Raw genomic sequence first — 24955 nt, forward strand, 5'->3', positions numbered from 1 at the left:
TCGTCACAAGCGATCAGAATTCCACGCCCTTCTGGGCTTTGATGCCGTCACGGAAGGGGTGTTTGATCTGCCCCATCTCGGTGACCAGATCGGCGATTTCGATCAGCTCTTCCTTGGCGTTGCGGCCGGTCAGCACCACATGGGTCATCGGCGGTTTTTCGGTTTCCAGAAACTCCACCACATCGGCGATGTCGATATAGTCGTAGCGCAGGGCGATGTTGATCTCATCCAAGAGCACCATGGTATTGCGCTCGTCGCGGATCATCTCCTTGGCCTTTTCCCAGCCCTTTTGCGCGGCGGCAATATCGCGGGCCTTGTCCTGTGTTTCCCAGGTAAAGCCTTCGCCCATCGCGTAAAACTGGCACAAGTCCGAAAAATTCTCTTCGATCAGCGTGCGTTCGCCAGTCTGCCAGGCGCCCTTGATGAACTGCACCACGGCCGAGGGCATACCATGGGCGATGCAGCGCATGATCATGCCAAAGCCAGAGCTGGATTTGCCCTTGCCCGGGCCGGTGTGGACGATGATCAGCCCTTTCTCACCATCCTTGTTCTGCATCATGCGGTCACGCGCGGCCTTCTTCTTGGCCATCTTCGCCGCGTGGCGTGCCGCTTCTGCTTCGGAAATGTCGGTCTCGGACTTATCGCTCATCGGGGCTCTCCTAGTGGTTCGCCCATGTCTTGACAAAGACAGGGGCAATGGCGCAAGGGGGTTTTGTTGGTTCCTGCCATTTGGCAGGCGAAGAGGGAATGTGACAGTTGGGCCATCCGGGCCAAACCAAGCACAGCCGCCCCCGCGACCGTGACCGGAGAGGTCTCCGATGCCACTGAGGAAACTCGGGAAGGCCGGATGACCGTCAAGGCCCCAGGCCTTGGCATCCGCAAGCCGGGAGACCTGCCAGCGCAAGAAACGCAACGGGCGGACGGGGTGTTCCGCGACCGGCAGGGATCCCCGCGCGACCTTCGCGCCCCCGCTGGCCCGCAGCCCCTTCGCTGAAACCAAGTGAAGGGCGCTCATGGCCGAGGTAACACTGACGATCTGCACCACCTGCCGTCGCGGCGAGGTGACCGACCCGGAGGCCCCGCGCCCCGGTGCGCAAATGCTGTCCGCCCTGCAGGCGGCCGACCTGCCCGAGGGTGTCAACGTGCGCGGTGTCGAATGCCTGTCGGCCTGCACCCGCGGCTGTTCCATGGTGCTGAGCGGCGGCGATGCCCGCTGGAGCTACATCTACGGCGATCTTGATCCCGACGAACATGTGCCCGACATCCTGACCGGCGCTGCTGCCTATGCCGCCACCACGGATGGTCTGGTGCCCTGGCGCGAACGCCCTGTGGTGTTCCGCAAGCAATCCATTGCCCGCATTCCGCCTGCACCTGTGGCGGCGCCTTCCACTCCCCCTTCGTTGTCCAAGGATTAACCCCATGAGCGACCTGAATAAAATCCCCGTCACCGTCATCACCGGCTTCCTTGGTGCGGGCAAAACCACCCTGATCCGCCATCTGATGCAGAACCCGCAGGGCAAACGTCTGGCCGTGGTCGTCAATGAATTTGGCACCGCCGGGGTGGACGGCGAAATCCTGAAATCCTGCGCCGATGAAAACTGCCCGGCAGAAAACATCATGGAGCTGGCCAATGGCTGTATCTGTTGCACCGTGGCCGATGATTTCATCCCGACCATCGAACAGCTGATGGACCTGCCGGAAAAACCCGATCACATCGTGATCGAGACCTCCGGTCTGGCGCTGCCGAAACCCCTGCTGAAGGCGTTTGACTGGCCCGCGATCCGCTCACGCATCACCGTCGATGGCGTGGTCGCACTGGCCGACGCCGAAGCCGTCGCCAAGGGCCAGTTCGCCACCGATCTGGAGGCCGTGCAGGCCCAGCGCGAGGCCGATGAAGGCATCGACCACGAAACCCCACTGTCGGAACTGTTCAAGGATCAGATCTCCTGCGCCGATATCATCCTGTTGTCCAAGGCCGATCTTGCCGGTGAGGACGGTCTGGACAAGGCCCGCAGCATGATCGAAGCGGAAGCGCCGCGCAAATTGCCGATCCTGTCGATGTCCGAAGGCGTGATCGACCCGCGCGTCATTCTGGGGCTTGAGGCCGCCGCCGAAGATGATCTGGACGCGCGCCCCTCGCATCACGAACACCACCATCATCACGACGATGATCATGACCACGATCACGACCACCATCATGATCATGACCACAGCCATGACGATTTTGATACAATCGTGGTCGAAATGGGCGAAGTCTCCGATCCGCAACTGTTGCAGGATGCCATCGTGAAACTCGCCCGCGAGCGCAATATCCTGCGCGTCAAAGGCTATGTTGCGGTGGAAGGAAAACCGATGCGGATGCTCGTTCAGGCCGTGGGTGAACGCCTGCGCGCGCAATATGATCAGCCCTGGGGCGCACAGGCGCGCAAGACCGTTCTCGTGGTCATCGCCGAGCATGACAATATCGACGCCGAGGCGATCCGCGCCGAGCTGGGGGCCTGAAGCTGATGCGCCAAGGCGAAACTTCAACAGTTTCGCCCGGCGGCAACGCCGGGCAGCGCCCGACCTCCCCCACGGGAGGGCGCTTCGCTTCCTCCCGAGGCCGGGCGCTGCCCTCCGCTCTTCTTTCTGAAAGGGCCTGACCTATGCACGTCGTCTTCCGCGAAAGCCACGGCCTTGACGAGAGTGATACCCCGCAGGACCTCGGGCAGACGCCTGCGGACCTTGTGGTGCTGTCGTTTTCCGACAGCGATCTCGGGGCCTTTGCGGCGGGCTGGCATCGCGGCAAGGACCGGCTGCCCACACTGCGGCTCGCCAATCTGGTGGCGCTGAAGCACCCGCTGTCGGTGGACGTCTACGCCGAGCAGACACTGGAGGGTGCCAAGGGCGTGCTCGTGCGTCTTATCGGCGGGGAAAGCTACTGGTCCTACGGGCTTGCCACCCTGCAGGATCTGGCCCGCCGCAAAGGCATCGCGCTGGCGATCCTGCCTGCGGACGGGCGCGAAGATCCGCGTCTGGATGAGTTGTCGACCCTGCCCGTCTCTACCCTGCGCCGTCTGCAGCATCTCTGCGACACCGGCGGCGCTGTCGCCGCACAGGCCGCATTGGCGCAGCTGTCGCTGGCGGCGGGGCTCTATGCCGGTCCGGTGGCAGGGCTGAAATCGGTGCCGCAATATGGCTATTACGACCCGGATCGCGGGGTGCTGGCAGATCTGCCTGCGTCGGAAAAACCGCTGGTTCTGGTCAGCTTCTACCGCTCCTACCTCACCGCCGCCGACACCGCGCCGGTGGATGCGCTGATCGGTGAGCTGCGCGGACGGGGCTACGCCGCATATGGCGTCTTTGCCGCCAGCCTCAAGGCACCGGAGGCCGCCGACTGGCTGCGCAACGCCCTGCCCGATCTGGCCCCGGCTGCGATCATCAACGCCACTGCATTCTCCGCGCAGGGCAGCGACGGCAGCGCCTCGCCGCTGTCAACCACCGGCTGTCCGGTGTTTCAGGTGGCCCTGTCGACCGCCCGGCGCAAAGACTGGGCCGAGGCCGATCGCGGCCTGTCCCCCGCCGATCTGGCGATGCACGTGGTGCTGCCCGAAGTGGACGGACGGATTTTTGCCGGGCTGGTCAGCTTCAAGGCGCCGGGCAAGAAAGACCCCGACCTGCAATATTCCCGTTTTGCCCATCGCGCCGATATGGACCGGGTAAAGGCCGCGGTGGACCGGATCGAAGGCTGGCTGCATCTGTCCCGCCTGCCCAATCATGACAAACGTCTGGCGCTGGTGCTGTCGACCTATCCGGGGCGAGATCACAATCTGGCCCATGCGGTGGGGCTGGATGCGCTGGCCTCCTGCGATGAAATCCTGCGCGAGCTTTGGGATCAGGGGTATGCCGTGGAACCGCTGGAGAGCACCGGCCTGCGCCTGATGGAGGAAAGGCAGAGCGTCCCCCTCGCCGATTATCATGCGGCTTTGTCTGCCCTGCCGCAGGCGTTGCAGCAAACATTGACCGAGGCCTGGGGCCAGCCGGAAGACGATCCCGATTGCCATGAGGGAGCGTTTCATTTCAAGGCCTTGCGCGCAGGCAACGCGCTGATCGCCCTGCAACCGGAGCGCGGCGAAGTGAAGACCCGCGTCGACGATTACCACGACCTCGACCGCACCCCGCGCCATGCCTATGTGGCGTTTTACATGTGGCTGCGGGCGCAGGCCGATGCCCTTGTTCACATCGGCGCCCATGGCACGCTGGAGTGGCTGCCGGGCAAATCCGTGGCGCTTTCGGCGGCCTGCTGGCCGGAGGTGCTGACGGGCCCGCTGCCGGTCGCCTATCCGTTTATCGTCAATGACCCCGGTGAGGCGGCCCAGGCCAAACGGCGCATTGGGGCCGTCACCCTCGGCCATCTGCCACCGCCGCTGGCGCAGACCAATCTGCCGGACGGCATGGCGCGGCTCGAAAGCCTGCTCGATGAATATTCCACCGCCGACGGTCTGGACCCCGCCCGCCGCGACCGGCTGATCGACGACATCCGCGCCGAGGCACAGGGCACCGGTGTGGAAGCGGATCTTGGCCTCACCCCGGACTGCTGCGCCGCCGAGGCGATCACCCGCATCGACGCCTTTGTCTGCGACATCAAGGAAAGCCAATATGGCGAGGGGCTGCATATCTTTGGCACCGGCCAATGTGGGATGGACGAACGCGCCGGTCTGATCGCGGCCCTCAATGGCCAGATGGTCGCCCCCGGCCCCTCTGGATCACCCTTCCGGGGCCGCGCGGATGTGATCCCGACCGGGCGCAACCTCTTTACCACGGACCCCCGCGCGGTGCCGTCGCGGGCGGCGCATGCCCAAGGCGTCAAGCTGGCGGAAGAGCTGCTGCGCCGCCATCTTCAGGACCACGGCGACTGGCCCAAAGGGCTGGTGATTGATCTCTGGGGATCGGCCACCATGCGCACCGCCGGTGAGGAGTTTGCCATGGCGCTGCATCTTGCCGGGCTGGCTCCCAAATGGGATGAAGGCTCTGAACGCGTGTCGGGGTTCGAGGTACTGCCGCTCACGATGCTGAACCGTCCGCGCATCGATGTGACGCTCCGGGTGTCGGGCCTGTTTCGCGATGTCTTCCCCGGCCTTGCCCAGATGTTCGAGGCCGCCGCAGGCGCGCTGGCCGCCCGCGAAGAGAGCGGCGCAGACAACCCCTATCTGACCGAAACACCCCGCGTCTTTGGCCCAAAACCGGGCCAATACGGCCTGTCCATGACCCCGCATCTGGACGATTACACCGACGAAGCCCGGCAGGCCGCGGGCGAGGCCTGGCTCAATGCATCTTCGCATGCAATCGACGCCAAAGGCGATATCCACGATGCCCGCGAGGCGCTGGAGGCCCGGCTGCAAACCACGGACAGTTTCGTACATCTTCAGGATCTGCCGGAAACCGATCTGCTGGTGGCCTCGGATTACGCCGCCCATGAGGCGGGATTTGCCGCTGCCATGGCGCGGATCGGCCAAGAGGCACCAGCGCTCTACCACATGGACGCAACCCGCCCCGACAAACCGCAGGCGCGCAGCTTGGGCGAGGAGATCGCCCGCGTCACCCGCGCCCGCGCCGCCAATCCCGACTGGGCCACCTCGATGATGAACCACGGCTTCCGCGGCGCGGCAGAGGTTGCGGCGACGCTGGATCACATGGCCGCCTTCGCGCATCTGGCGCAGGTGGTGCAGCCGCATCTCTTTGATCTCTACTTCGAGGCCACTTTGGGCCGCGAGGATCTGGTTGAGTTCATGAGCCGCGAAAACCCCGACGCCCTTGCCGCCATGCGCGACCGCTTCCGCGCCTTGCACGATGCAGGTCTCTGGAGCACCCGGCGCAACTCGATCATGGCCGAACTGGAGGGGGCGGTGTGAGCGCCGCCGCCACACCCAAAGTCTATGGCTGGTGCCCCGGTGCGCTGCGCCCGATGATGTCGGGTGACGGGCTGGTGGTGCGGGTGCGCGCGCCTTTGGGGCAGCTCAGCCCGGCACAGGCGCGCGGTCTGGCCACTCTCTCGCAGGCGCATGGCTCGGGTCTGGTTGATATTTCGGCGCGCGCCAACCTGCAGCTGCGCGGCATCCGTGAAGAGGCCCACGCGGCACTGATCGCCGGGTTGCGTGACCTTGGTCTGCTGGATGAGGACGCGGGTGCCGAGGCGCGGCGCAATATCACTCTGACACCCTTCTGGCAGGCGGGGGATGACGGCCACCAGATTGCACTGGATCTGGCCGCCGCGCTGACAGAGGCGACGGATCTGAAGTTGCCCGGAAAATTCGGCTTCGCGGTGGATTGCGGCGCGGCTCCGGTCCTGACTGATACCGCTGCCGATATCCGTATTGAGCGCGGCCCGGACGGGCTGCTCCTGCGGGCCGATGGGGCAGACACCGGCCTGCCAGTGACGGCAGAAGCAGCCGCTGGCGAGGCGCTCGCCCTGGCCCGCTGGTTTCTCGATCAGGGCGGCGCGACTGAGGGACGTGGCAGAATGCACCAGTTGATGGCGCGCCGCGCGCCCCCCGCAGCGCATGCCGCCCCCGCCCGCGGCGCAACGCGGCTTGCACCACAGCGACCGGGTGCAACCCCCTTTGGCCTGTTGGTGGCGCTGGAATTCGGCCAGATGCCTGCCCACACGCTGGCCAAACTTGCCGGTCACGGCGTGCTGCGGCTGACCCCCTGGCGGATGCTGCTGGTGGAAGGCATCGACAGCCTGCCGCCCCTGCCCGGCCTGATCCTGGACGCCACGGATCCCCGCCTGCGTGTGAGCGCCTGCACCGGCGCGCCCGGCTGCCCGCAGGCGCGCGCGGTGACGCGCGATCTGGCCCGCGATCTGGCCGCTGCGGTCCCTGCGGGTCAACACCTGCATATTTCCGGCTGCACCAAGGGCTGCGCCCATCCCCGCCCGGCCGATCTGGTCCTGACGGCCACCGGCGCGGATACATTCGACCTGATCTGCAATGGCACTGCCGCCGATCACCCGCTAAACACCTCCCTGAGCGCCGCCGCGTTGCGCGCCACTCCCGACCTACTGACAGAGGGCAGCTGACATGCTCCACACCTATGAGACCAACGGCGCCGCGATTTATGCCGAGAGCTTTGCCACCATTCGCCGCGAGGCCGATCTGGCGCGCTTCAACAAGGACGAGGAAAGCGTCGTCGTGCGCATGATCCACGCCGCCGGCATGGTGGGGCTGGAAGAGCACGTGCGCTTCTCCGAGGGCATGGCCGAATGTGCCCGCGCAGCACTGGCCAAAGGCGCGCCAATCCTGTGTGACGCCTATATGGTGTCCGAAGGCATCACCCGCCCGCGCCTGCCTGCGGACAATGAGGTGATCTGCACCCTGCGCGACCCGAAAGTGCCGGATATGGCCAAGGAAATGTCCAACACCCGTTCGGCAGCGGCGCTGGAGCTGTGGCGCCCGAAACTGGAAGGCGCTGTCGTGGCTATCGGCAACGCCCCCACCGCGCTGTTCCACCTGCTGAATATGCTGCAAGACCCCGCGTGCCCCCGCCCCGCCGCCATCATCGGTTGCCCGGTGGGTTTTGTCGGCGCGATGGAATCCAAGGACGCGCTGATGGAAGACCTGCCGGTACCGTCGATGATCGTCAAAGGCCGCCTGGGTGGCTCTGCCATCACGGTGGCTGCGGTCAACGCGCTGGCGAGCTGGAAAGAATAACCATGGGTACTGTCTTCTGCGCAGGGCTGGGCCCCGGGGACCCCGATTTGATGAGCGTCCGCTCGCACCGGATGATCACAGGCGCGCGTCACATCGCCTATTTTCGCAAGGCCGGCCGCAAGGGCCAGGCCCGAGCGATCGTGGACGGGATGCTGGCCGAGGGTGTCACCGAACACGCGATGGAATATCCGGTCACCACAGAAATCCATTTCTCCGACCCCGAATACAACCGGGTGCTGGCGGCGTTCTATGACCAGTGGGCCGATACGCTGGCCGAGATCGCCAAGGATGAGGACGTGGTGGTGCTCTGCGAGGGCGATCCGTTCCTTTATGGCTCTTACATGCATCTTTATACCCGCCTGCAGGGCCGTGCGGAGCAGGAGATCATTCCGGGCATCACCGGCATGTCCGGCTGCTGGACGGCCTCGGGCCAGCCGATCACCTGGGGCGATGACGTGCTGACGGTGGCCATGGCGACCCTCAGCGAGGATGAGCTGGCCAAACGCGCGGCGGAAACCGATGCGCTGGTGGTGATGAAAATCGGCCGCAATCTGCCCAAGCTGCGCCGGGCGCTGGAGCGTGCTGGCCGCGCAGATGACGCCTGGCTGGTCGAACGCGGCACCATGCCGGGGCAGACCGTGCAGAAACTGTCGGAAATCACGGGCGAGGTGCCTTACTTCTCCATCGTATTGGTTCACGGACAGGGGCGTCGGCCATGAAGCTATCGCAAAACGGCTGGGTGGTGATTGCGGGGCTTGGCCCCGGCGACGAGGCGCTGGTGACGCAGGAAGTGCGCGACGCCATTGATGAGGCCACGGATATCGTCGGCTATATCCCCTACGTGAAGCGCATTGAGCCTCGAGAGGGGCTGACCCTGCACGCCTCCGACAACCGGGTCGAGGTGGACCGCGCCACCCATGCGCTGGAGATGGCCGCCGAGGGCAAGCGGGTTGTCGTGGTGTCCTCTGGTGATCCCGGGGTGTTCGCCATGGCCTCTGCCGTGTTCGAAGCGCTTGAAAACAATGCCGAAACCCGTCCCGAATGGCTGGATCTGGAGATCAAGGTTCTGCCCGGCATCACCGCAATGCTGGCCGCCGCCGCCGCCATCGGCGCGCCCCTGGGGCATGACTTTGCCGCCATCAACCTGAGCGACAATCTGAAACCCTGGAGCCTCATTGAAAAGCGCCTGCAGCTGGTGGGCGAGGCCGGGCTGGCGATGGCGTTTTACAACCCGCGCTCCAAGTCGCGGCCGCATCAGTTTGCCCGTGCTTTGGACATCCTGCGCGAGGCTTGCGGTCAGGACACGCTGATCACCTTTGCCCGTGACGTGACCAAGCCGGGACAAGAGCTGCTGACCCTGCCGCTGAAGGACGCAACGCCTGAGATGGCCGATATGCGCACCGTGGTGATTGTTGGCAACCGCGACACGCGGAGCATTGGCAATTACGTCTACACCCCCCGCTACGCTGCCGAAGGATGAGCAATCCAGGCCATAACCTCTGCCACGCTGCCCAGGACGGGCCGCTCGGGCACCTTGGGTCTGCCGATCATGATGACCGGCAGGCCGAGGGTGCGCGCGGCAGTGAGCTTGGCCGCAGCGCCCGCGCCGCCGGCGTTTTTGGCAACCACATGGGTGATGCCATGCCGCTGCATCAGGGCGGTGTCACCCGCGATGTCAAACGGGCCACGGGCGATTTCGACCGTGGTGTGCGGCAGCGGCAAATCCGCCTCCGGCGCATCCACCAGCCGCAAGAGGTAGTGGTGCTGGGGCTTGGCGGCGAATTGGGCGAGGTTCTGTTTGCCGATCGCCAGGAACACCCGTGCGGGGGCCTCGGGCAGAGCGTTCACCGCACTTTCGATGCTGTCCGCGTGGAGCCAACTGTCGCCCTCCCCCGCCTGCCAGGCCGGGCGTTCAAAGGCGCAGATCGGCACCCCCACCGACTTGCAGGCCTGCACCGCATTGGTGCTCATCTGCGCGGCAAACGGGTGGGTCGCATCGATCACATGGGTGATGCTTTCGGTCTTCAAATAACCAGAAAGCCCCTCCACTCCGCCAAAACCGCCGACGCGGGTGGGCAGCGGCTGGCTGACGGGTTTTGCCGTGCGGCCCGCGTAGGAAAACACCGCATCTGCGCCTGCCTCGGCCAGGGTTCTGGCCAGGCTGGAGGCCTCGGTGGTGCCGCCCAGAAGAAGGATGCGTGTCATGTCTAACCCGTGGCTCACAATCATTGGTCTGGGCGAAAATGGACTGGAAGGCCTGAGTGATGCAAGCCGGAAGGCGCTGGTGGAGGCCGATGTGATTTTCGGCGGGCCCCGGCATCTGGAATTGGCTGGTGCTGGCGCCAAGGGGCAGCCCTGGCCGGTGCCGTTTTCGACCGAGCCGGTGCTGGCGATGCGCGGGCGGCGCGTGGTGGTTTTGGCCTCAGGTGATCCGTTCTGGCACGGCGCGGGCGGCTCGCTGATGCGGGATCTGGAGGCTGAGGAATGGGTATCATACCCCACGCCATCCTGCTTTGCGCTGGCGGCGAACCGGCTGGGCTGGAAGCTGGAGGAGGTTCTTTGCCTTGGCCTGCATGCAGCCCCCTATGCGCGGCTGCGACCACTGTTGGGCAAGGGTGTGCGGGTGATCTGCACCCTGCGGGACGGGGCGGCACCGGCAGAGCTGGCGGAATGGCTGACCGCTGAAGGGTTCGGAGCGTCAAGACTGACCGTGATGGAATGCCTTGGCGGGCCGCGTCAGAGGGTGCGGTCTTCAGCGGCACAAGGTTTTGACCTGCAAGACATTCATGCCCCTGTTGCCGTGGCGGTTGAGGCAGCGGGCCGCAAGGGTCTGCCGCAGGCGTCCGGGCTGGCGGATGATCTCTTTGCCAGCGACGGGCAGATCACCAAGCGGCCGATTCGGGCACTGACCTTGTCGGCCCTGGCACCGCGCATGGGCGAGCTGCTGTGGGATATCGGCGGCGGCTCTGGCTCGGTCTCGGTCGAGTGGTGTCTGGCGGCACCCGGCGCGCGGGCCATCACTTTTGAGCCGCGCGCGGGCCGGCTGGAGAATATCCGTACCAATGCCGCCGCCTTCGGGCTGGATCACCGGTTGCATGCGGTGCTGGGCAAGGCGCCGGATGTGCTGCAGGGCCAGCCCCTGCCCGATTGCGTGTTCATTGGCGGCGGCGGCAGCCAAGCACTGCTGGATCACCTGTGGGACATCCTGCCCGCAGGCACGCGGCTGGTCGCCAATGGTGTGACGCTGGAGACCGAGACCCTGCTGATGCAGGCTCATGCCGCGCGCGGCGGCCATCTGCTGAAGGCGGAAATCGCCGAGGCGGGCCCGCTGGGCTCGATGCGCGACTGGCGGCGGGCGCGGCCTGTCATACAGTGGAGCGTCACGCGATGAAAGTGGCGGGGATTGGATTTCGAGCCTCTGCAACGGCGGCGGATTTGCAGGCGGCTTTGGCGCTGACCGGGGAGCGTGTGGATGCGCTGGCCTCGGCCGCGGAGAAGGCCGCAGCGCCTGCCATGCAGGACTTTGCGCGCAGCATCGGCTTGCCGGTGATTGCGCTGCAGGAACAGGATATTAGCGGGGAGCAGACCTTGACCTGCTCGCCCAGGATTAAGGCGCGGTTCGGCACTGGGTCGCTGGCGGAAGCCGCGGCGCTGGCGGGCGCGCGCCATGGGACACCGGGGGCGCGGGCGCGTCTTCTGGCCCCGAGAGTTGTCACCGCGGATGGGCTTGCCACCGCGGCCATAGCAGAAAGACTTGAGCCATGACCGTTCACTTCATTGGCGCCGGACCGGGCGCTGCCGACCTTCTGACCCTGCGCGGGCGCGACATCATCGCGTCCTGTCCGGTGTGCCTCTATGCGGGGTCACTGGTGCCGGAGGAGATCCTGAGCCACTGCCCGGCGGACGCCAAGATCATCAACACCGCAGCGATGGATCTGGACGCCATCGTGGGTGAGATCAAGGCGGCGCATGCGGCCGGTCAGGACGTCGCCCGGCTGCATTCCGGCGACCTGTCAGTGTGGTCGGCGATGGGCGAGCAGTTGCGTCGCCTGAAAGCCGAGGGCATTCCAGTCAGTGTCACCCCCGGTGTGCCGTCCTTTGCCGCTGCTGCGGCGGCGCTGGGAACGGAACTGACCCTGCCCGGCCTTGGCCAGTCGGTGGTGCTGACCCGCACCCCGGGCCGGGCGTCCTCAATGCCCGCAGGCGAGTCGCTGGAGAATTTCGCGCGCACGGGCGCCACGCTGGCGATCCATCTGTCGATCGGCAATCTGGATCATGTGGTCGAGAGCCTCACGCCCCATTATGGCGCAGATTGCCCGGTGGCGGTGGTGTACCGCGCCAGCTGGCCGGATCAGCAGATCCACCGCGCCACGCTGGAGACACTCAAGGACTCTCTGGACGAGAAGATCTCCCGCACGGCCCTCATTCTGGTGGGGCCGGTGCTGAAGGGCGAAGGCTTTGACGAAAGCTGCCTCTACTCTGCCGATTACGACCGCCGCTACCGGCCGCAAAGCGCCGACAGCCCATGGTCCAGCTGGAGCCATGGCGATGACTGATATGACCCCTCCCGGACTGATGATTTCGGCGCCTTCCTCGGGCACCGGCAAAACCACCGTGATGCTGGGCCTGCTGCGGGCGCTGGCTGAGGACGGCCTGACCGTGCAGCCCTACAAGAGCGGGCCGGATTACATCGACCCGGCGTTTCATCTGGCAGCCGCGAAACGGCCGAGCTTTAACCTGGACACCTGGGCGATGGACGCAGGCCTCTTGGATGCGGTCACCGGACAGGCGGCAGGTGCGGAAATCTGCATCGGTGAAGGCTCCATGGGGCTGTATGACGGGGTAGCGACACGCGGGCAGTCAGGCTTTGGTTCCTCTGCCGAGACCGCCAAGCGCATGGGCTGGCCGGTCGTGCTGGTGGTTGATGTGGGCGGTCAGGCGCAATCGGCGGCGGCCACGGCGCTGGGGTTCAAGAACTATGATCCTGACCTGCCTTTTGCCGGGGTCATTCTGAACCGGGTTGCCAGCCCGCGGCATGAGCGGCTGACGCGATTGGGCATGGAGAAGGCCGGGATCAAGGTGCTGGGTTCCCTGCCCCGGCGTGGCGATCTGGCCCTGCCAGAGCGGCATCTGGGCCTCATTCAGGCGGTGGAACATCCGGATCTGGAAGCCGCGATTGCAGGCTATGCATCCTTCCTGCGTGAGCATGTGGATATGGAGGCGATCAAGTCGGCGGCACTGTCGGGGGCGGCCCCTGCGGCTGCCAGCCTGCCCCCGCCGCCCGCTCAGCGGATTGCTTTGGCGCGGGATGCGGCGTTTTCCTTCACCTATCCGCATCTGCTGAGCGGCTGGCGCGCGGCGGGGGCAGAGATCCTGCCGTTCTCGCCGCTGGCGGATGAGGCCCCGGCGGCGGACGCCGATCTGGTCTGGCTGCCCGGTGGCTACCCTGAGCTGCATGGCGGCACGCTGGCGGCGGCGGAGACCTTCCGCGCGGGCGTTCGCAAACATGCCGAGACCAAGCCGGTGCATGGTGAGTGCGGCGGCTATATGGCGCTGGGGGAGGCGCTGATCGACAAGGCGGGCACCCGCCACCAGATGCTGGGGCTGCTGGGCCTCGTGACCTCTTATGAGAAGCGCAAATTCCACCTCGGCTACCGCCGCGCCATTCTGCAGGCGGGGATGCCCGGCTTTGAGACAGGCACGGCGTTGCGCGGGCATGAATTCCATTATTCCACCATTCTGGAAGAACCCGATGCGCCGCTGGCCAATGTCATGGACGCTGACGGCGGCCCGGTGCCGGAGACCGGCTCCATCAAGGGCCACGTCACCGGCACCTTCTTCCATCTGATCACCGGAGAGCAGGGATGAGCGGCTTTGTCTCCTTTGTGTCCTCTGGCCCTGGCGATCCGGAGCTGCTGACCGTGAAGGCGGTGAAGCGGCTGGAGGCGGCGGATGCGGTGCTGTTTGACGATCTGTCCTCAGGGCCGATCCTGACCCATGCCCGCGCGGACGCCGATCTGGTGGGCGTGGGCAAACGGGCCGGCCGCCCCTCCCCCAAGCAGGACCATGTGAGCCAGCTGCTGGTCGATTACGCCCAGAGTGGCCTGCATGTGGTGCGGCTGAAATCCGGGGATTCCGGTGTGTTTGGCCGGTTGGAAGAAGAGATCACCGCGCTGCGGCAGGCCGGGATCGGGTTTGAGATCGTGCCCGGCGTTACGGCCGCGTCGGCGGCGGCGGCGGCGGCGAACATCCCGCTGACCCGGCGCATGACGGCGCGGCGGCTGCAGTTCATCACCGGCCATGACGTCACCGGTGGTCTGCCTGACAATCTGAATATGGCCGCCCTTGCCGATGGTGAGGCCACAACGGTTGTCTACATGGGCAAGAGCACCTTTGCGGCGCTGGCGGAAAAGCTGATGGAGGCGGGGTTGCCGCCCCAGACACATGCGCTGGTGGCGCTGGGGGTGTCGACACCGGAGCAGGAGCTGCATTGCCATACAGTGGGGGATCTGCCGGCCGCATTGCGGGCGATGCGGACCACCGCGCCGGTGCTGATCCTCTATGGCCCGCTGGCAGATCAGCCCGCAGATCCGGCCCACGCCGGGTTGGGTGCCCCCGAGACCGGCTGATCCGCATCAGGCGGTCGGCCGCGATACGCGTCAGACCCTCTGCTCGCCTGTGCGGGTGCTGCGCCCTCTGTGATGCTCCTGTCTGCGCTGTGCGGACGGGCTGTCCTGCTGTGGTGCGCGCAGGGTCCAGCTGACCCAAGGGCGCGTCGCTAACATCTCTTGCGGAGCCGGATTCAAACTTGACCGAGTCAGGTGCCAGCGGGCACATAGGCGGCATATGGTGTTCCAACGGCGCTAAGCGTCAGGACTGAAACGGGAATGAGGAACGGTGGACCCAATCGCGGCACCGAAGCCTCAACCGCCCCCGCGACTGTGAGCGGCGAGCAGCTTTCCAATACCCACTGGCCAACGGGCTGGGAAGGGGGAGAGCAAGCAGCGACCCGCGAGTCAGGAGACCGGCCATGCCACATAATCAACCCGTCGGGTGAGACGGAGAGGAGACAGTAATGCATATCGAACCAGGCATCGTTGATGCCACCAAAATCGGCTTGTCTTATGCCACCGCAGCTGGCGCTGCGACCTATGCCGCCAAGGAAACCTTTGCGGATCTGAAAAAGACCAATATCGTATCCTATGCCCTGCGCGCCATGATCGCGACCGTGGGCGTGTTCCTGTTTTTCGAGGTGCTGCCGCATTTCCCGGTTGGCGTCTCAGAGGTGCATTTCATTCTCGGCTCGACTCTGTTCCTGATCCTAGGGGCGGCACCTGCGGCCTTTGGTTTGGCGGCGGGTCTGCTGATCCAGGGCGTGTTCTTTGCGCCGTTTGATCTGCCGATGTATTTCATCAACCTGACCACCCTCTTGGTGCCGCTGTTTGCCCTGCAAGCGCTGGCCGCCCGCATCATCGCGCCGGACACCGCCTATGTCGACCTCAAGTACAGCCAAGCGCTGGCGCTGAGCACCGCTTATCAGGGCGGCGTGGTGGCCTGGGTGGCATTCTGGGCCTTCTACGGTCAGGGGTTTGGTGGCGAAACGGTAACTTCCGTGCTGACCTTTGGTGGCGCCTATATGCTGGTGGTGCTGATTGAGCCGATTGCCGATCTGGCGGTTCTGGCCGGTGCCAAGGCAATGCGTGGTCTCAACGGCAGCGCGCTGGTGACACCGCGTCTTTACAACAACGCCTGATCCTTGGCACATGACTGAACCGGCACGGCCCCGCCTTCGGGGCCGTGTCTTTATTTGAAAGGGCCGCAATGATTGACCTTACCCTGATTGGCATCGGCACCGGCAACCCGCAGCATCTGACCCTGCAGGCGGTGGAGGCGCTGAATGCGCAGGATCTGATCCTGATCCCCAATAAGGGCGCCGGGAAGGATGATCTGGCGGGGTTGCGCCAAGCCATTTGCGCCGCAGCGATCCGCAAGGGCGGCCCGGACCACCCCGCGCCCCGTATCGTGGAATTCGACCTACCGGTGCGGGATGAGGCGACGCAGGATTATCGCCAGCGGGTCGATGACTGGCATGACGCGATTGCTGAGATCTGGTGGCAGACCATCACCACCCATCTGCCCGAAGGTGGCGCGGTTGGGTTTCTGGTCTGGGGGGATCCGTCGCTTTATGACAGCACGATGCGCATTGCTGACCGGCTGAAGACGAGGGCCAAGATTGCCCTGCGCGTCATTCCCGGCATCACCTCCATTCAGGCGCTGACGGCGGCGCATGCGATCCCTATCAATACCATCAACGGCCCCTTCACCATCACCACCGGGCGGCAGCTGCGCGATGCGGGCTGGCCGGAGGGGACCGAGACGCTGGTGGTGATGCTGGATGGCGCCTGTTCGTTCCGCTCGCTTGATCCCGCAGGCCTCCAGATCTGGTGGACGGCCTATGCCGGTATGGAAAACGAGATTTCGATCTCCGGCCCGTTGGAAGAGGTCAGCGATCAGATCATCGAGACTCGCGCAACGGCGCGCACGGATCATGGCTGGATCATGGATATCTATCTGCTGCGGCGGGACTAAGAGCTACTGAGCAGATGCCCAGTCTTGCCCGTGGCAATGACCATGCGTCAGGACTTGGGGCGGCTGGAGTGGCGGGGAGACAGGGATTCGAACCCTGGGAACGCTCTCACGTTCAACGGTTTTCAAGACCGCCGCATTCGACCACTCTGCCACCTCCCCGGTCGGCGCCGGGTTTAGGCGCTGGTTGCCCGTCTGGCAAGAGGGAATTGCACCCTATCCCGTTTCACAGTGTCGGCCACCTGTCCCGGATACCCTGCGCTGCGGGCCGAGCGTGACGGGCTGCCACAGGGAACCGGGATCGCCGAAAACTTGCCGAGCGCGCTGTGGCAGGGTTTCCTTGCGCCGGCGTGGCGGCTATGCTGCGCCCATCATAAGGGCGCCGGAACAACCGGTACCGGAACAGCTGACGCCGAAGCAATCGGCACGGAGCGCAGGACAGCGCGCATAAGAAGGCGCAAAGCGCCGTCAGATACGGGCAAGGAAGCACACATGGTTCACGCTATGTCGACACGCAAACACAGCGCCAAAGGCCAAGGGTCTTCGCGCCGGGGCCGACGGCTTGCGGCGGCACTGACCGGGCTGATGATCCTCGGCGCCTGCGAAGAAGGCCCCGGATTGGCCTTCCTGAAACCAAAGCCACAGGAAGACGGCGCCGTCACCCCCTCCAGCAGTACCCGGCTGGTGGAACGCGAGGTGGAGGCACCGGAGGTGTTTCAGGTGACCGAAGCGGGTCTTTGGGATGGGCGCCCCTCGCTGGGCGGGGTCTGGGTGGCGCATCCAGATGCCGAGGATCCCGAACAGGTGATCATCCGCAATCAGGCCAATGGCAAATTTGTGATCGGTGCGCTGTTCCGGCGTGAGCGGGAAATTCCCGGTCCCCGGCTGCAGGTGTCCTCCGATGCATCCGAAGCTCTGGGCATGTTGGCGGGTGCACCGGTTGAACTGAATGTTACCGCGCTGCGCCGCGAAAAAGTCGCGGATCCGGAACAACCTGCGGAGGTCATCCTTGAGGAGGCCGATGTCGCTCTTGCCGATGGCGGCGATATCGACACGCAGCCCTTGGACCCAATCGCTGGTGCTGCGGCGGCCATTGACTCGGCGGTCCCGACCGCTGTTGCGCCTGCTCAGGCAGAAGCACCCGCCGTGGCCTCAACCGCAACCAAGGCCGCAGCAGCCAGTTCCTCTCTGAACAAACCCTATATTCAGATCGGTATTTTCAGTGTTGAGGCCAATGCCAAACGCACCGCCGATCAGATGCGCAATGCCGGGCTTATGCCCTCAGTCCTGTCCCAGTCCAGCAACGGAAAACCGTTCTGGCGGGTGCTGGTCGGGCCGGCCCAATCGAAATCCGAACGCAGTCAGCTGCTGAAGAGCGTCAAGGCCGTCGGCTTCTCCGATGCCTATGCGGTCACCAATTGACCTCGCTTGTGCGGCTCTGCTTGACGTGACCAACCGGAAAGACGCTTCTGTCATGACCTTTCTCCCCTCTCCGCTTCGCTCTGCTTTGAAATTGACCTGTGCGGCTGGCCTGTTGGTCAGCCTTTCGGCGCTGTCGGCTGCGGCCTTTGATACCCGCGCGCGCGCCGCCTATGTGCTGGATCAGGAGACCGATACCGTGCTGCTGGCCAAGAACGCCGATCTGGCGCTGCCGCCTGCGTCGATGTCGAAGCTGATGACGCTTTATGTGGCGTTTGAGGCGATCCGCGATGGCCGCCTGACACTGGATGAGCGGCTGCCGGTCAGCGAACACGCCATGAGCTATAAGGGCTCGACCATGTTCCTCAATACGCAGGATCGGGTCCGGGTGGAGGATCTCTTACGCGGGATCATCGTGCTGTCGGGCAATGACGCCTGCGTGGTGCTGGCCGAAGCGCTGAGCCCTGATGGCACTGAGGCGGGGTTTGCCCGCTACATGACCAAACGGGCGCAGGAAATGGGGATGGAGAACTCCACCTTTGCCAATTCCAACGGCTGGCCTGCCGCCGGGCACCGGATGTCGGTGGAGGATCTGGCGATCCTTGCTGAAAAGCTGATCGAGGATTTCCCGCAATATTACCCGCTGTTTGCCGAGCGGGAGTTTGAATTTGATGGCCGCGCGCCCTCCAATGTGCGCAACCGCAACCCGCTGCTGGGTCTGGGCATCGGCGCGGATGGTCTGAAGACCGGCCACACCTCCGAAGCGGGCTATGGTCTGGTGGGATCCGCCGCGCAGGGCGACCGGCGGGTGATTTTTGTGATCACCGGTCTGGACAGCACCACCGCCCGCGCAGAGGAGGCCGAGGCCCTGGTTAACTGGTCGTTTCGCCAATTTGCCAAAAAAACGGTGGCTAAAGCGGGTGTTCCGGTCGCAGAAGCCGAGGTCTGGCGCGGGGCAGAGGCAACCGTAGGGCTGGTGCCCGCGGAGGATCTGACCGTGCTGCTGCCTGCCCTTGCCGGTCGCGAGATCACTGGCGAGGTGGTCTATACCGGGCCGATTGATGCCCCCATCGAGAAAGGGCAGCAACTGGCCGAACTGGTGCTGCAACCGGATGAGCTGCCGGAGGTGCGGCTGCCGCTGGTGGCGGAGAAGGATATTCCAACCGGTGGCTTCCCGGTGCGGGTGAAGACCGCTGCCGAAGTGCTGGTGAAACGGTTCCTCAGCGGGCCTGAGGCCAGCCAGTGACAGCGGCCAAGACCGGCGCCGCTGCGGATGGCGCAGCCTCCTATTCCGGCCTCTTCGTCACATTTGAGGGGATCGACGGCTCCGGCAAATCGACGCAATGTCGGCTGCTGGCGGAGGCCTTGCAGGCGCAGGGGATTGAGGTTGTCCTGACCCGTGAACCCGGCGGGTCAGACGGGGCGGAGGAGATCCGCCGTCTGGTGCTGGAGGGGGACCCCGACCGCTGGTCGGCGGAGACGGAGCTGTTGCTGTTCACCGCCGCGCGGCGCGACCATATGGAACGGCGAATCCTGCCTGCGCTGGCCGCGGGCAAGGTGGTGGTCTGTGACCGCTTTGCCGATAGCACGCGGATGTATCAGGGGCTGTCGCGCGGGGATCTGCGCGCCAGCGTCGATCAGCTGCATCGCCTGATGATTGGCCATGAACCGGACCTGACCATCCTGATCGACATGGACCCGGCCAAAGGGCTGGCGCGGGCCAAGGGCCGGCAGGGCAGCGAAGAACGGTTCGAGGATTTTGGTCTGGATCTGCAACAGCGAACGCGAGCCGGGTTTCTGGCATTGGCACAGGAATTTGCAGACCGGTTTCGCGTCATCGACGGCGACCGCCCGATGGACAGCGTCGCGCGCGATGTGCTGGAAGTTGTCTCCACCGCCCTGCCCGCATTCGATGGGGACGCAGGCGCATGAGCAAGGATGACGCCCCTCTGCGCGCGGATCAGACAGTGGGCGCGCCCCATCCGCGCGAAACGCAGCAGCTGTTTGGACAGGCGCAGGCGGAGCAGGATTTCCTGACCGCCTTCAACTCGGACCGGCTGCATCACGGCTGGCTGCTGACTGGTCCACAGGGCGTCGGCAAGGCAACGCTGGCCTGGCGCATTGCGGCGTTTTTGCTATCGCAGCCGCCTGCGGAGGATGCGGGGTTGTTCGGCGCGCCGCCGCCTGCCACCTCGCTGGATATCGGGATGGATCATCCGGTGATGCACCGCATTCAGGCGCTGGCGGAGCCGGGGCTGGCGTCGATTACCCGCAGCGAGAACGACAAGGGCAAGCTGCGCGATCAGATCGTGGTCGATGACATTCGGGCGCTGAACAAATTCTTTGGCCTGTCGGCCACAGACGGCGGGCGCCGGGTGGTGATTGTGGATGCCGCTGACGATATGAACACCAGTGCCGCCAATGCGCTGCTGAAAATGCTGGAAGAGCCGCCTGCCCGCACAACCCTGCTGCTGGTGTCACATCAGCCCTCGCGACTGTTGCCGACGATCCGCTCGCGCTGTCGGCTGTTGCGGTTCGCGCCGCTGGGCCCGGAGGACATGCAGGCGGCCCTGACGCAGGCAGGCGCTGAGCTGCCAAAGCAAGCCGACCATCTGGCCGCGCTGTCCAATGGTTCGGTCGGGGCGGCGCTGCGGCTGCTGAACCTCGGAGGCTTGCAGGCCTATAGCGATGTGGTGCGGCTGCTGGACAGCCTGCCCCGGCTGGATCGGCAGCGCGCGATGGCATTGGCGGAACAGGCCGCAGCACGGGGTGGGGCAGAGAAATTTGAACTGCTGCTCACCCTGATTGATACGGCGCTGGCCCGGCTGGCTCGCACCGGCGCCACCGGAACGGCGCCACAGCCGGAGGCCGCCCCGCAGGAGGCGTCGGTGCTGTCGCGGCTTTCACCGACGCCGCAAAAGGCGCGTGCCTGGGCGGATCTGGCAGCGCAGGTCACGGCTCGGATGCGCCACGGTCAGGCGGTGAACCTTGACCCCGCAGCACTTGTCCTAGATACGGTTTTCAAGATGCAGGACACTGCGGCGCGCTGATCCGGAGCACCGGACCCCCGCAGGACGCGACAGAGAGCAGTTATGACCGAGAGCCTTTCCCCCATGCCCCCGTCCATTACGGACAGCCATTGCCATCTGGATTTTCCCGATTTCGAGCGTGAGCTGGACGCGCTGATTGCGCGGGCAGCTGAGGCCGGTGTGACCCGCATGGTCACCATCTGCACCAAACTGCGCAATGAGCCCACTGTGCGCGCCATCGCCGAGGCGCATGCGCCGATCTTCTATGCGGCGGGCACGCACCCGATGAGTGCCGCAGACGAGCCGCTGGTCTCAGTGGACGAGCTGGTGGCGCTGGCGCAGCATCCGAAATTTGTCGGCATTGGCGAGACCGGACTGGACTATCACTATACCGCCGAGAGTGCGGAGGTGCAGAAGACCTCGCTCAGAACTCATATTACGGCGGCGCGGGAAACCGGCCTGCCGCTGATCATCCACGCCCGCGCGGCGGATGAGGATATGGCGATGATCCTGCGCGATGAAATGGCCAAGGGCGCCTATACCTGTGTGATGCATTGCTTCTCCTCCTCGCCTGAACTGGCACGAGCGGCGCTGGATCTTGGGTTTTACCTGTCGATGTCGGGCATCGCCGCCTTCCCCAAGAGCCAGGAGCTGCGCGATATCTTTGCCGCTGCCCCGATGGAGCGGATTCTGGTGGAAACTGACGCGCCCTTTCTGGCGCCGCCACCCTATCGTGGAAAACGCAATGAACCGGCCTATACAGCCCATACCGCCCGCGTAGGCGCAGAGGTGTTTGGTGTGGATTACGCCGATTTCGCCGCCCAGACACAGGCCAATTTTGACCGGCTGTTCTGGAAGGCTGCCAAATATGAGGCCGCCGCCTGATGGGCGTGCTGCGCTTTACCATTCTGGGCTGCGGGTCCTCCGGTGGGGTGCCGCGACTGGGCGGGCATTGGGGCGATTGCGATCCGGACAACCCCCGCAACCGCCGCCGCCGCTGCTCGCTGCTGGTGGAGCGGGACGGTCCCGAGGGCACCACGACGGTGCTGATCGACACCTCCCCCGATATGCGCAGCCAGCTGCTGGACACCGGCACCGGGCGGCTGGACGGGGTGGTCTATACCCATTCCCACGCCGATCATGTGCATGGCATTGATGATCTGCGGATGATCGTCTTCAACATGCGCGACCGTATTCCGGTCTATGCGGATGGTGACACGCAGAACGCGCTGTTGTCGCGGTTTGGCTATGCCTTTGTGCAGCCCGCAGGCTCCCCCTATCCGCCCATTCTGGACCTGCGCAGCATTGACGGCCCGCTGACGATTTCCGGCCCCGGTGGCGATATCACCCTGCGCCCGTTTGAGGTCAATCACGGCTCCATTGAGGCGCTGGGGTTCCGCATTGGCGATGTCGCCTATCTGCCGGATGTGGCCAAGATCCCTGACAGCGCGCTGGTGGAATTGCAGGATCTGGACTGCTGGATCCTTGATGCGCTGCGCCGCAAGCCGCATCCCACCCATCTGTCGCTGGACGAAGCGCTGGAGTGGATCGAGCGGATGGCGCCAAAGCGCGCGGTACTGACCAATATGCACATTGATCTGGACTACGCGCAGGTCGCTGCTGAGACCCCTGATCATATTGATCCCGCCTATGACGGGATGGTGATCGAATACCCGATCTGAGCCGCCACATAAGGCGCCCGCGACCCCGCCCATAGGAAGGCACATCATGTTTCAGAGCCTGATTGATGTCATCCTGCCGGTGTTTCTGGTCATTGGCGCGGGCTATGTCGCCACGCGGCGCGGGTATTTTCAGGCCAGCCATGTGGATGGGCTGATGAAATTCACCCAGAGCTTTGCCATTCCCTGCCTGTTGTTTCGCGCTATTGCGACGCTGGATCTGTCGGCGAGTTTTGACCCGCGTCTACTGATCAGTTTCTACACGGGCGCGGCGGCCTGTTTCTGTCTGGGGATGGCCGGTGCACGGCTGATTTTCAAACGCGACTGGGAGGATTGCGTGGCGATCGGCTTTTGCTGCCTGTTCTCCAATTCGGTGCTGCTGGGTCTGCCGATCACGGAACGCGCCTATGGGGCCGACAATCTGACCGGCAACTATGCGATCATCGCCTTTCACTCGCCGTTTTGCTACGGGCTGGGGATCACGGTGATGGAGATCGTGCGCAACAAAGGCGCGGGCGGCATCGCTACGGTGAAATCGGTATTCAGCGCGATGTTTAAGAATGTGCTGATCCTTGGCATCGCCCTGGGATTTCTGGTGAACCTTTCGGGCCTGTGGATCCCGCAGGCGGTGGATGAGGCGCTGTCGTTGGTCATTCGGGCGGCGCTGCCAACGGCGCTGTTTGCGCTCGGGGGCGTGCTGGTGCAATACCGCCCTGAAGGCGATCTGCGCACCATCGGTTTTGTCTGTGCGATCTCATTGATGGTGCATCCGGCGCTGGTCTGGAGCATGGGCAGCGCCTTGAAGGTGCAACCGGATCTGTTCCGCTCTGCGGTGTTGAATGCCGCCATGGCGACGGGGTTCAACGCCTATATCTTTGCCAATATGTATGGCCGCGCAAAGCGGGTGGCGGCGTCCTCGGTGCTGATTGCCACGGGATCCTGTATCCTGACGGTCTGGCTCTGGCTCTTGATCCTGGGCTGAGCCACGAAAAAGGGGCGCCGCAGCGCCCCCCGTGGTCTGTTTCCATGGCGACGATCAATCGCCGTCTGCCACCCCGCGCTGACGCAGCCGGGCGCGGCGGGCCCGGTAGCTCGGCAGGATCACCAACACCGCCGCCAGCCCCAAGAGGCCGATGGTCATCGGGCGTTCCATCAGGAAACCCAGCCCGTCATAGAGCTGCATCGAGCGGGAGAAATTATCCTCCAGCATCGACCCCAGAATGAAGCCGATCAGCAGGGGCGCCAGCGGATAATCGGCAAAGCGCAGCACCGTGGCGCAGATCCCCAGACCCACGAGGATCAGTAGCTCGGTTGCATTGTTCTGCCCGATATAGGCCCCCATCAAGGTGAAGAAGAAGATGAAGGGGATCAGGTAGTTGCGCGGCACTGCCAGAACCTTGGCGATATAGGGGATCAGCGGCAGATTCAGGATCAACAGGATCAGGTTGCCGACATACATCGAGATGATCACCGCCCAGAAGATCTCCGGCTCATCCACCATCAGGCGCGGCCCCGGTGAGACATTGAGCGCGATCAGCGCCCCCAGAAGGATTGCCGTTGTACCCGAGCCGGGAATGCCCAGCGTCAGCAATGGCACAAAGGAGCCTGTGCAGGCGGCGTTATTGGCGCTTTCCGGCGCGGCGAGGCCCTTGATGGCGCCCTTGCCAAACTCCTTCTGCTCCTCCTTCGGGGCGATATTGCGCTCCACCGCGTAGCCAAGGAAGGAGGCGATGGTGGCCCCGGCCCCCGGCAGCACACCGATCAGGAAGCCCTGGATCGACTGGCGGCCAATCACCGGCGCGATGGATTTGGCCTCCGCCTTGGTGATGCGCAGATCCTTGATCTCATTGCTGCCCCCTTCGGTCTTGGAGCGGCTGGGATCGAGCACCAGATACAGCGCCTCTGGCAGGGCAAACATCGCCATCGCCAGGGTGATGAAACCAAAGCCTGACTGAAGGTCCATAATGCCCATGGTGAAGCGGGGCATATTGAACAGCGCGCCCTCACCCACCGTGGCCATGATCAGGCCAAGGACTGTCATCAGCAGCGCCTTCACCACCTGACCGGTGCCCGCAAAGGCGGCGATGGCAGAAAGCCCCACCACCATCAGCGCAAAGTACTCGGCGGAGTGGAACAGCAGCGCGACGCTGGCCAGCGCGGGGGCGAAGATCATCAGCAGGATCGCCCCGATGCTGCCGCCGCAGAAGGACGAAATCGCCGCCACGGTCAGCGCCTTGCCCGCCTTGCCCTGTCGCGCCAGCGGATAGCCATCGAAAGACGTCGCCACGGTTGAGGCCACGCCCGGCGCATTGATCAGGATGGAGGAGGTGGAGCCGCCAAAGATGGCGCCATAGTAGACACCCGCCAGCAGGATCAGCGCGGCAGAGGGATCACCGATGGAGATCGCCACCGGGATCATGATGGAAATGATGCTCATCGGGCCGAGGCCCGGCAACATGCCGATGAAGGTACCGATGAGGCAGCCGCCGATCACCATCAGGATGTTGCTCAAGGAAAAGGCCGTGCTGAGGCCAATCAGAATACCGTCCAGCAT

General features: G+C 64.6%; 24 protein-coding genes, 1 tRNA gene and 2 riboswitches. Of the genes, 21 read left to right on the plus strand and 4 right to left on the minus strand.

Features of this window, described 5'->3' with window-relative positions:
- Positions 1–13: 13 nt before the first annotated feature.
- Positions 14–649: a cob(I)yrinic acid a,c-diamide adenosyltransferase gene (gene cobO / locus OO25_RS15030; RefSeq protein ID WP_024098039.1), complete on the minus strand. Its 636-nt coding sequence runs from the start codon at positions 647–649 to the stop codon at positions 14–16.
- A 50-nt stretch (positions 650–699) separates the two neighbouring features.
- Positions 700–915: riboswitch (cobalamin riboswitch) on the plus strand.
- A 98-nt stretch (positions 916–1013) separates the two neighbouring features.
- Between cobO and OO25_RS15040 the strand changes: the two genes are divergently transcribed.
- The 7 genes from OO25_RS15040 (at position 1014) to cobJ (ending at position 9168) form a co-directional block, all read left to right on the plus strand.
- Positions 1014–1415 carry a DUF1636 domain-containing protein gene (locus OO25_RS15040; RefSeq protein WP_040173764.1) on the plus strand — a complete coding sequence of 134 codons (402 nt, stop codon included), beginning with the start codon at positions 1014–1016 and terminating at the stop codon, positions 1413–1415.
- Between the two features lie 4 nt (positions 1416–1419).
- Positions 1420–2502, plus strand: coding sequence for a cobalamin biosynthesis protein CobW (gene cobW / locus OO25_RS15045; RefSeq protein WP_040173767.1), 1083 nt, complete (start codon positions 1420–1422; stop codon positions 2500–2502).
- Positions 2503–2645: 143 nt separating this feature from the next.
- Positions 2646–5891: a cobaltochelatase subunit CobN gene (gene cobN / locus OO25_RS15050; RefSeq protein ID WP_040180929.1), complete on the plus strand. Its 3246-nt coding sequence runs from the start codon at positions 2646–2648 to the stop codon at positions 5889–5891.
- Entirely contained in the window at positions 5888–7057 is a 1170-nt protein-coding gene (gene cobG / locus OO25_RS15055; protein ID WP_040180930.1) for a precorrin-3B synthase, read from the plus strand. Before cobN ends, cobG begins: the two co-directional genes overlap by 4 nt.
- 1 nt (position 7058) lies before the next feature.
- Positions 7059–7688: a precorrin-8X methylmutase gene (locus OO25_RS15060; protein WP_040180932.1), complete on the plus strand. Its 630-nt coding sequence runs from the start codon at positions 7059–7061 to the stop codon at positions 7686–7688.
- Between the two features lie 2 nt (positions 7689–7690).
- On the plus strand, positions 7691–8407 hold the full coding sequence (cobI, locus tag OO25_RS15065; protein WP_040180933.1) for a precorrin-2 C(20)-methyltransferase: 717 nt from the start codon (positions 7691–7693) through the stop codon (positions 8405–8407).
- Positions 8404–9168, plus strand: a complete 765-nt coding sequence (cobJ, locus tag OO25_RS15070; protein ID WP_040180935.1) for a precorrin-3B C(17)-methyltransferase — start codon at positions 8404–8406, stop codon at positions 9166–9168. Before cobI ends, cobJ begins: the two co-directional genes overlap by 4 nt.
- Here cobJ and OO25_RS15075 read toward each other — a convergent pair.
- Positions 9150–9893, minus strand: a complete 744-nt coding sequence (locus tag OO25_RS15075; RefSeq protein ID WP_040180936.1) for a cobalt-precorrin-6A reductase — start codon at positions 9891–9893, stop codon at positions 9150–9152. The genes cobJ and OO25_RS15075 overlap by 19 nt on opposite strands.
- Between OO25_RS15075 and OO25_RS15080 the strand changes: the two genes are divergently transcribed.
- The 7 genes from OO25_RS15080 (at position 9892) to cobF (ending at position 16277) form a co-directional block, all read left to right on the plus strand.
- On the plus strand, positions 9892–11079 hold the full coding sequence (locus tag OO25_RS15080; RefSeq protein WP_040180938.1) for a bifunctional cobalt-precorrin-7 (C(5))-methyltransferase/cobalt-precorrin-6B (C(15))-methyltransferase: 1188 nt from the start codon (positions 9892–9894) through the stop codon (positions 11077–11079). The two genes, OO25_RS15075 and OO25_RS15080, sit on opposite strands and share 2 nt — an antisense overlap.
- Positions 11076–11453: a cobalamin biosynthesis protein gene (locus OO25_RS15085; protein WP_040180939.1), complete on the plus strand. Its 378-nt coding sequence runs from the start codon at positions 11076–11078 to the stop codon at positions 11451–11453. Before OO25_RS15080 ends, OO25_RS15085 begins: the two co-directional genes overlap by 4 nt.
- Positions 11450–12244 (plus strand): precorrin-4 C(11)-methyltransferase, encoded by a 795-nt coding sequence (gene cobM / locus OO25_RS15090; RefSeq protein WP_040180940.1) that lies wholly within the window; start codon positions 11450–11452, stop codon positions 12242–12244. The genes OO25_RS15085 and cobM overlap by 4 nt, the downstream gene beginning before the upstream one ends.
- A complete protein-coding gene (locus OO25_RS15095; RefSeq protein WP_040181019.1) occupies positions 12237–13556 on the plus strand; it encodes a cobyrinate a,c-diamide synthase in 1320 nt (439 codons plus the stop codon). Before cobM ends, OO25_RS15095 begins: the two co-directional genes overlap by 8 nt.
- The gene (gene cobA / locus OO25_RS15100; RefSeq protein ID WP_040180942.1) at positions 13553–14317 is read left to right on the plus strand and encodes a uroporphyrinogen-III C-methyltransferase; all 765 of its coding nucleotides are present in this window, start codon (positions 13553–13555) and stop codon (positions 14315–14317) included. Before OO25_RS15095 ends, cobA begins: the two co-directional genes overlap by 4 nt.
- 201 nt (positions 14318–14518) lie before the next feature.
- Positions 14519–14736, plus strand: a riboswitch (cobalamin riboswitch).
- A gap of 27 nt (positions 14737–14763) precedes the next feature.
- On the plus strand, positions 14764–15441 hold the full coding sequence (locus OO25_RS15105; protein ID WP_040180944.1) for an energy-coupling factor ABC transporter permease: 678 nt from the start codon (positions 14764–14766) through the stop codon (positions 15439–15441).
- 68 nt (positions 15442–15509) lie between these two features.
- Positions 15510–16277, plus strand: a complete 768-nt coding sequence (gene cobF, locus OO25_RS15110; RefSeq protein ID WP_040180946.1) for a precorrin-6A synthase (deacetylating) — start codon at positions 15510–15512, stop codon at positions 16275–16277.
- A gap of 69 nt (positions 16278–16346) precedes the next feature.
- Here the strand turns inward: cobF and OO25_RS15115 are convergent.
- A tRNA-Ser gene (locus OO25_RS15115) sits at positions 16347–16436 on the minus strand.
- 330 nt (positions 16437–16766) lie between these two features.
- Here OO25_RS15115 and OO25_RS15120 point away from each other — a divergent pair.
- The 7 genes from OO25_RS15120 to OO25_RS15150 are packed head-to-tail and all read left to right on the plus strand — an operon-like array spanning position 16767 to position 23383.
- A complete protein-coding gene (locus tag OO25_RS15120) occupies positions 16767–17696 on the plus strand; it encodes an SPOR domain-containing protein (RefSeq protein WP_040180947.1) in 930 nt (309 codons plus the stop codon).
- A 52-nt stretch (positions 17697–17748) separates the two neighbouring features.
- Positions 17749–18939, plus strand: a complete 1191-nt coding sequence (locus OO25_RS15125) for a D-alanyl-D-alanine carboxypeptidase family protein (protein WP_040173793.1) — start codon at positions 17749–17751, stop codon at positions 18937–18939.
- Positions 18936–19625 (plus strand): dTMP kinase, encoded by a 690-nt coding sequence (gene tmk / locus OO25_RS15130; RefSeq protein ID WP_040180948.1) that lies wholly within the window; start codon positions 18936–18938, stop codon positions 19623–19625. Before OO25_RS15125 ends, tmk begins: the two co-directional genes overlap by 4 nt.
- Positions 19622–20743, plus strand: coding sequence for a DNA polymerase III subunit delta' (locus OO25_RS15135; protein ID WP_040180950.1), 1122 nt, complete (start codon positions 19622–19624; stop codon positions 20741–20743). Before tmk ends, OO25_RS15135 begins: the two co-directional genes overlap by 4 nt.
- Before the next feature lie 42 nt (positions 20744–20785).
- Entirely contained in the window at positions 20786–21607 is an 822-nt protein-coding gene (locus OO25_RS15140) for a TatD family hydrolase (RefSeq protein ID WP_040180951.1), read from the plus strand.
- Positions 21607–22404, plus strand: a complete 798-nt coding sequence (locus OO25_RS15145; protein WP_040173798.1) for an MBL fold metallo-hydrolase — start codon at positions 21607–21609, stop codon at positions 22402–22404. Before OO25_RS15140 ends, OO25_RS15145 begins: the two co-directional genes overlap by 1 nt.
- A gap of 46 nt (positions 22405–22450) precedes the next feature.
- Complete coding sequence (locus OO25_RS15150; protein ID WP_040180952.1) at positions 22451–23383, plus strand: AEC family transporter; 933 nt, start codon at positions 22451–22453, stop codon at positions 23381–23383.
- 54 nt (positions 23384–23437) lie between these two features.
- Here OO25_RS15150 and OO25_RS15155 read toward each other — a convergent pair whose 3' ends face one another.
- Positions 23438–24955, minus strand: a complete 1518-nt coding sequence (locus OO25_RS15155) for a tripartite tricarboxylate transporter permease (protein ID WP_040180954.1) — start codon at positions 24953–24955, stop codon at positions 23438–23440.

The sequence above is a fragment of the Phaeobacter sp. S60 genome, from assembly GCF_000826845.1.
Classification (GTDB): Bacteria; Pseudomonadota; Alphaproteobacteria; order Rhodobacterales; family Rhodobacteraceae; genus Phaeobacter; species Phaeobacter piscinae.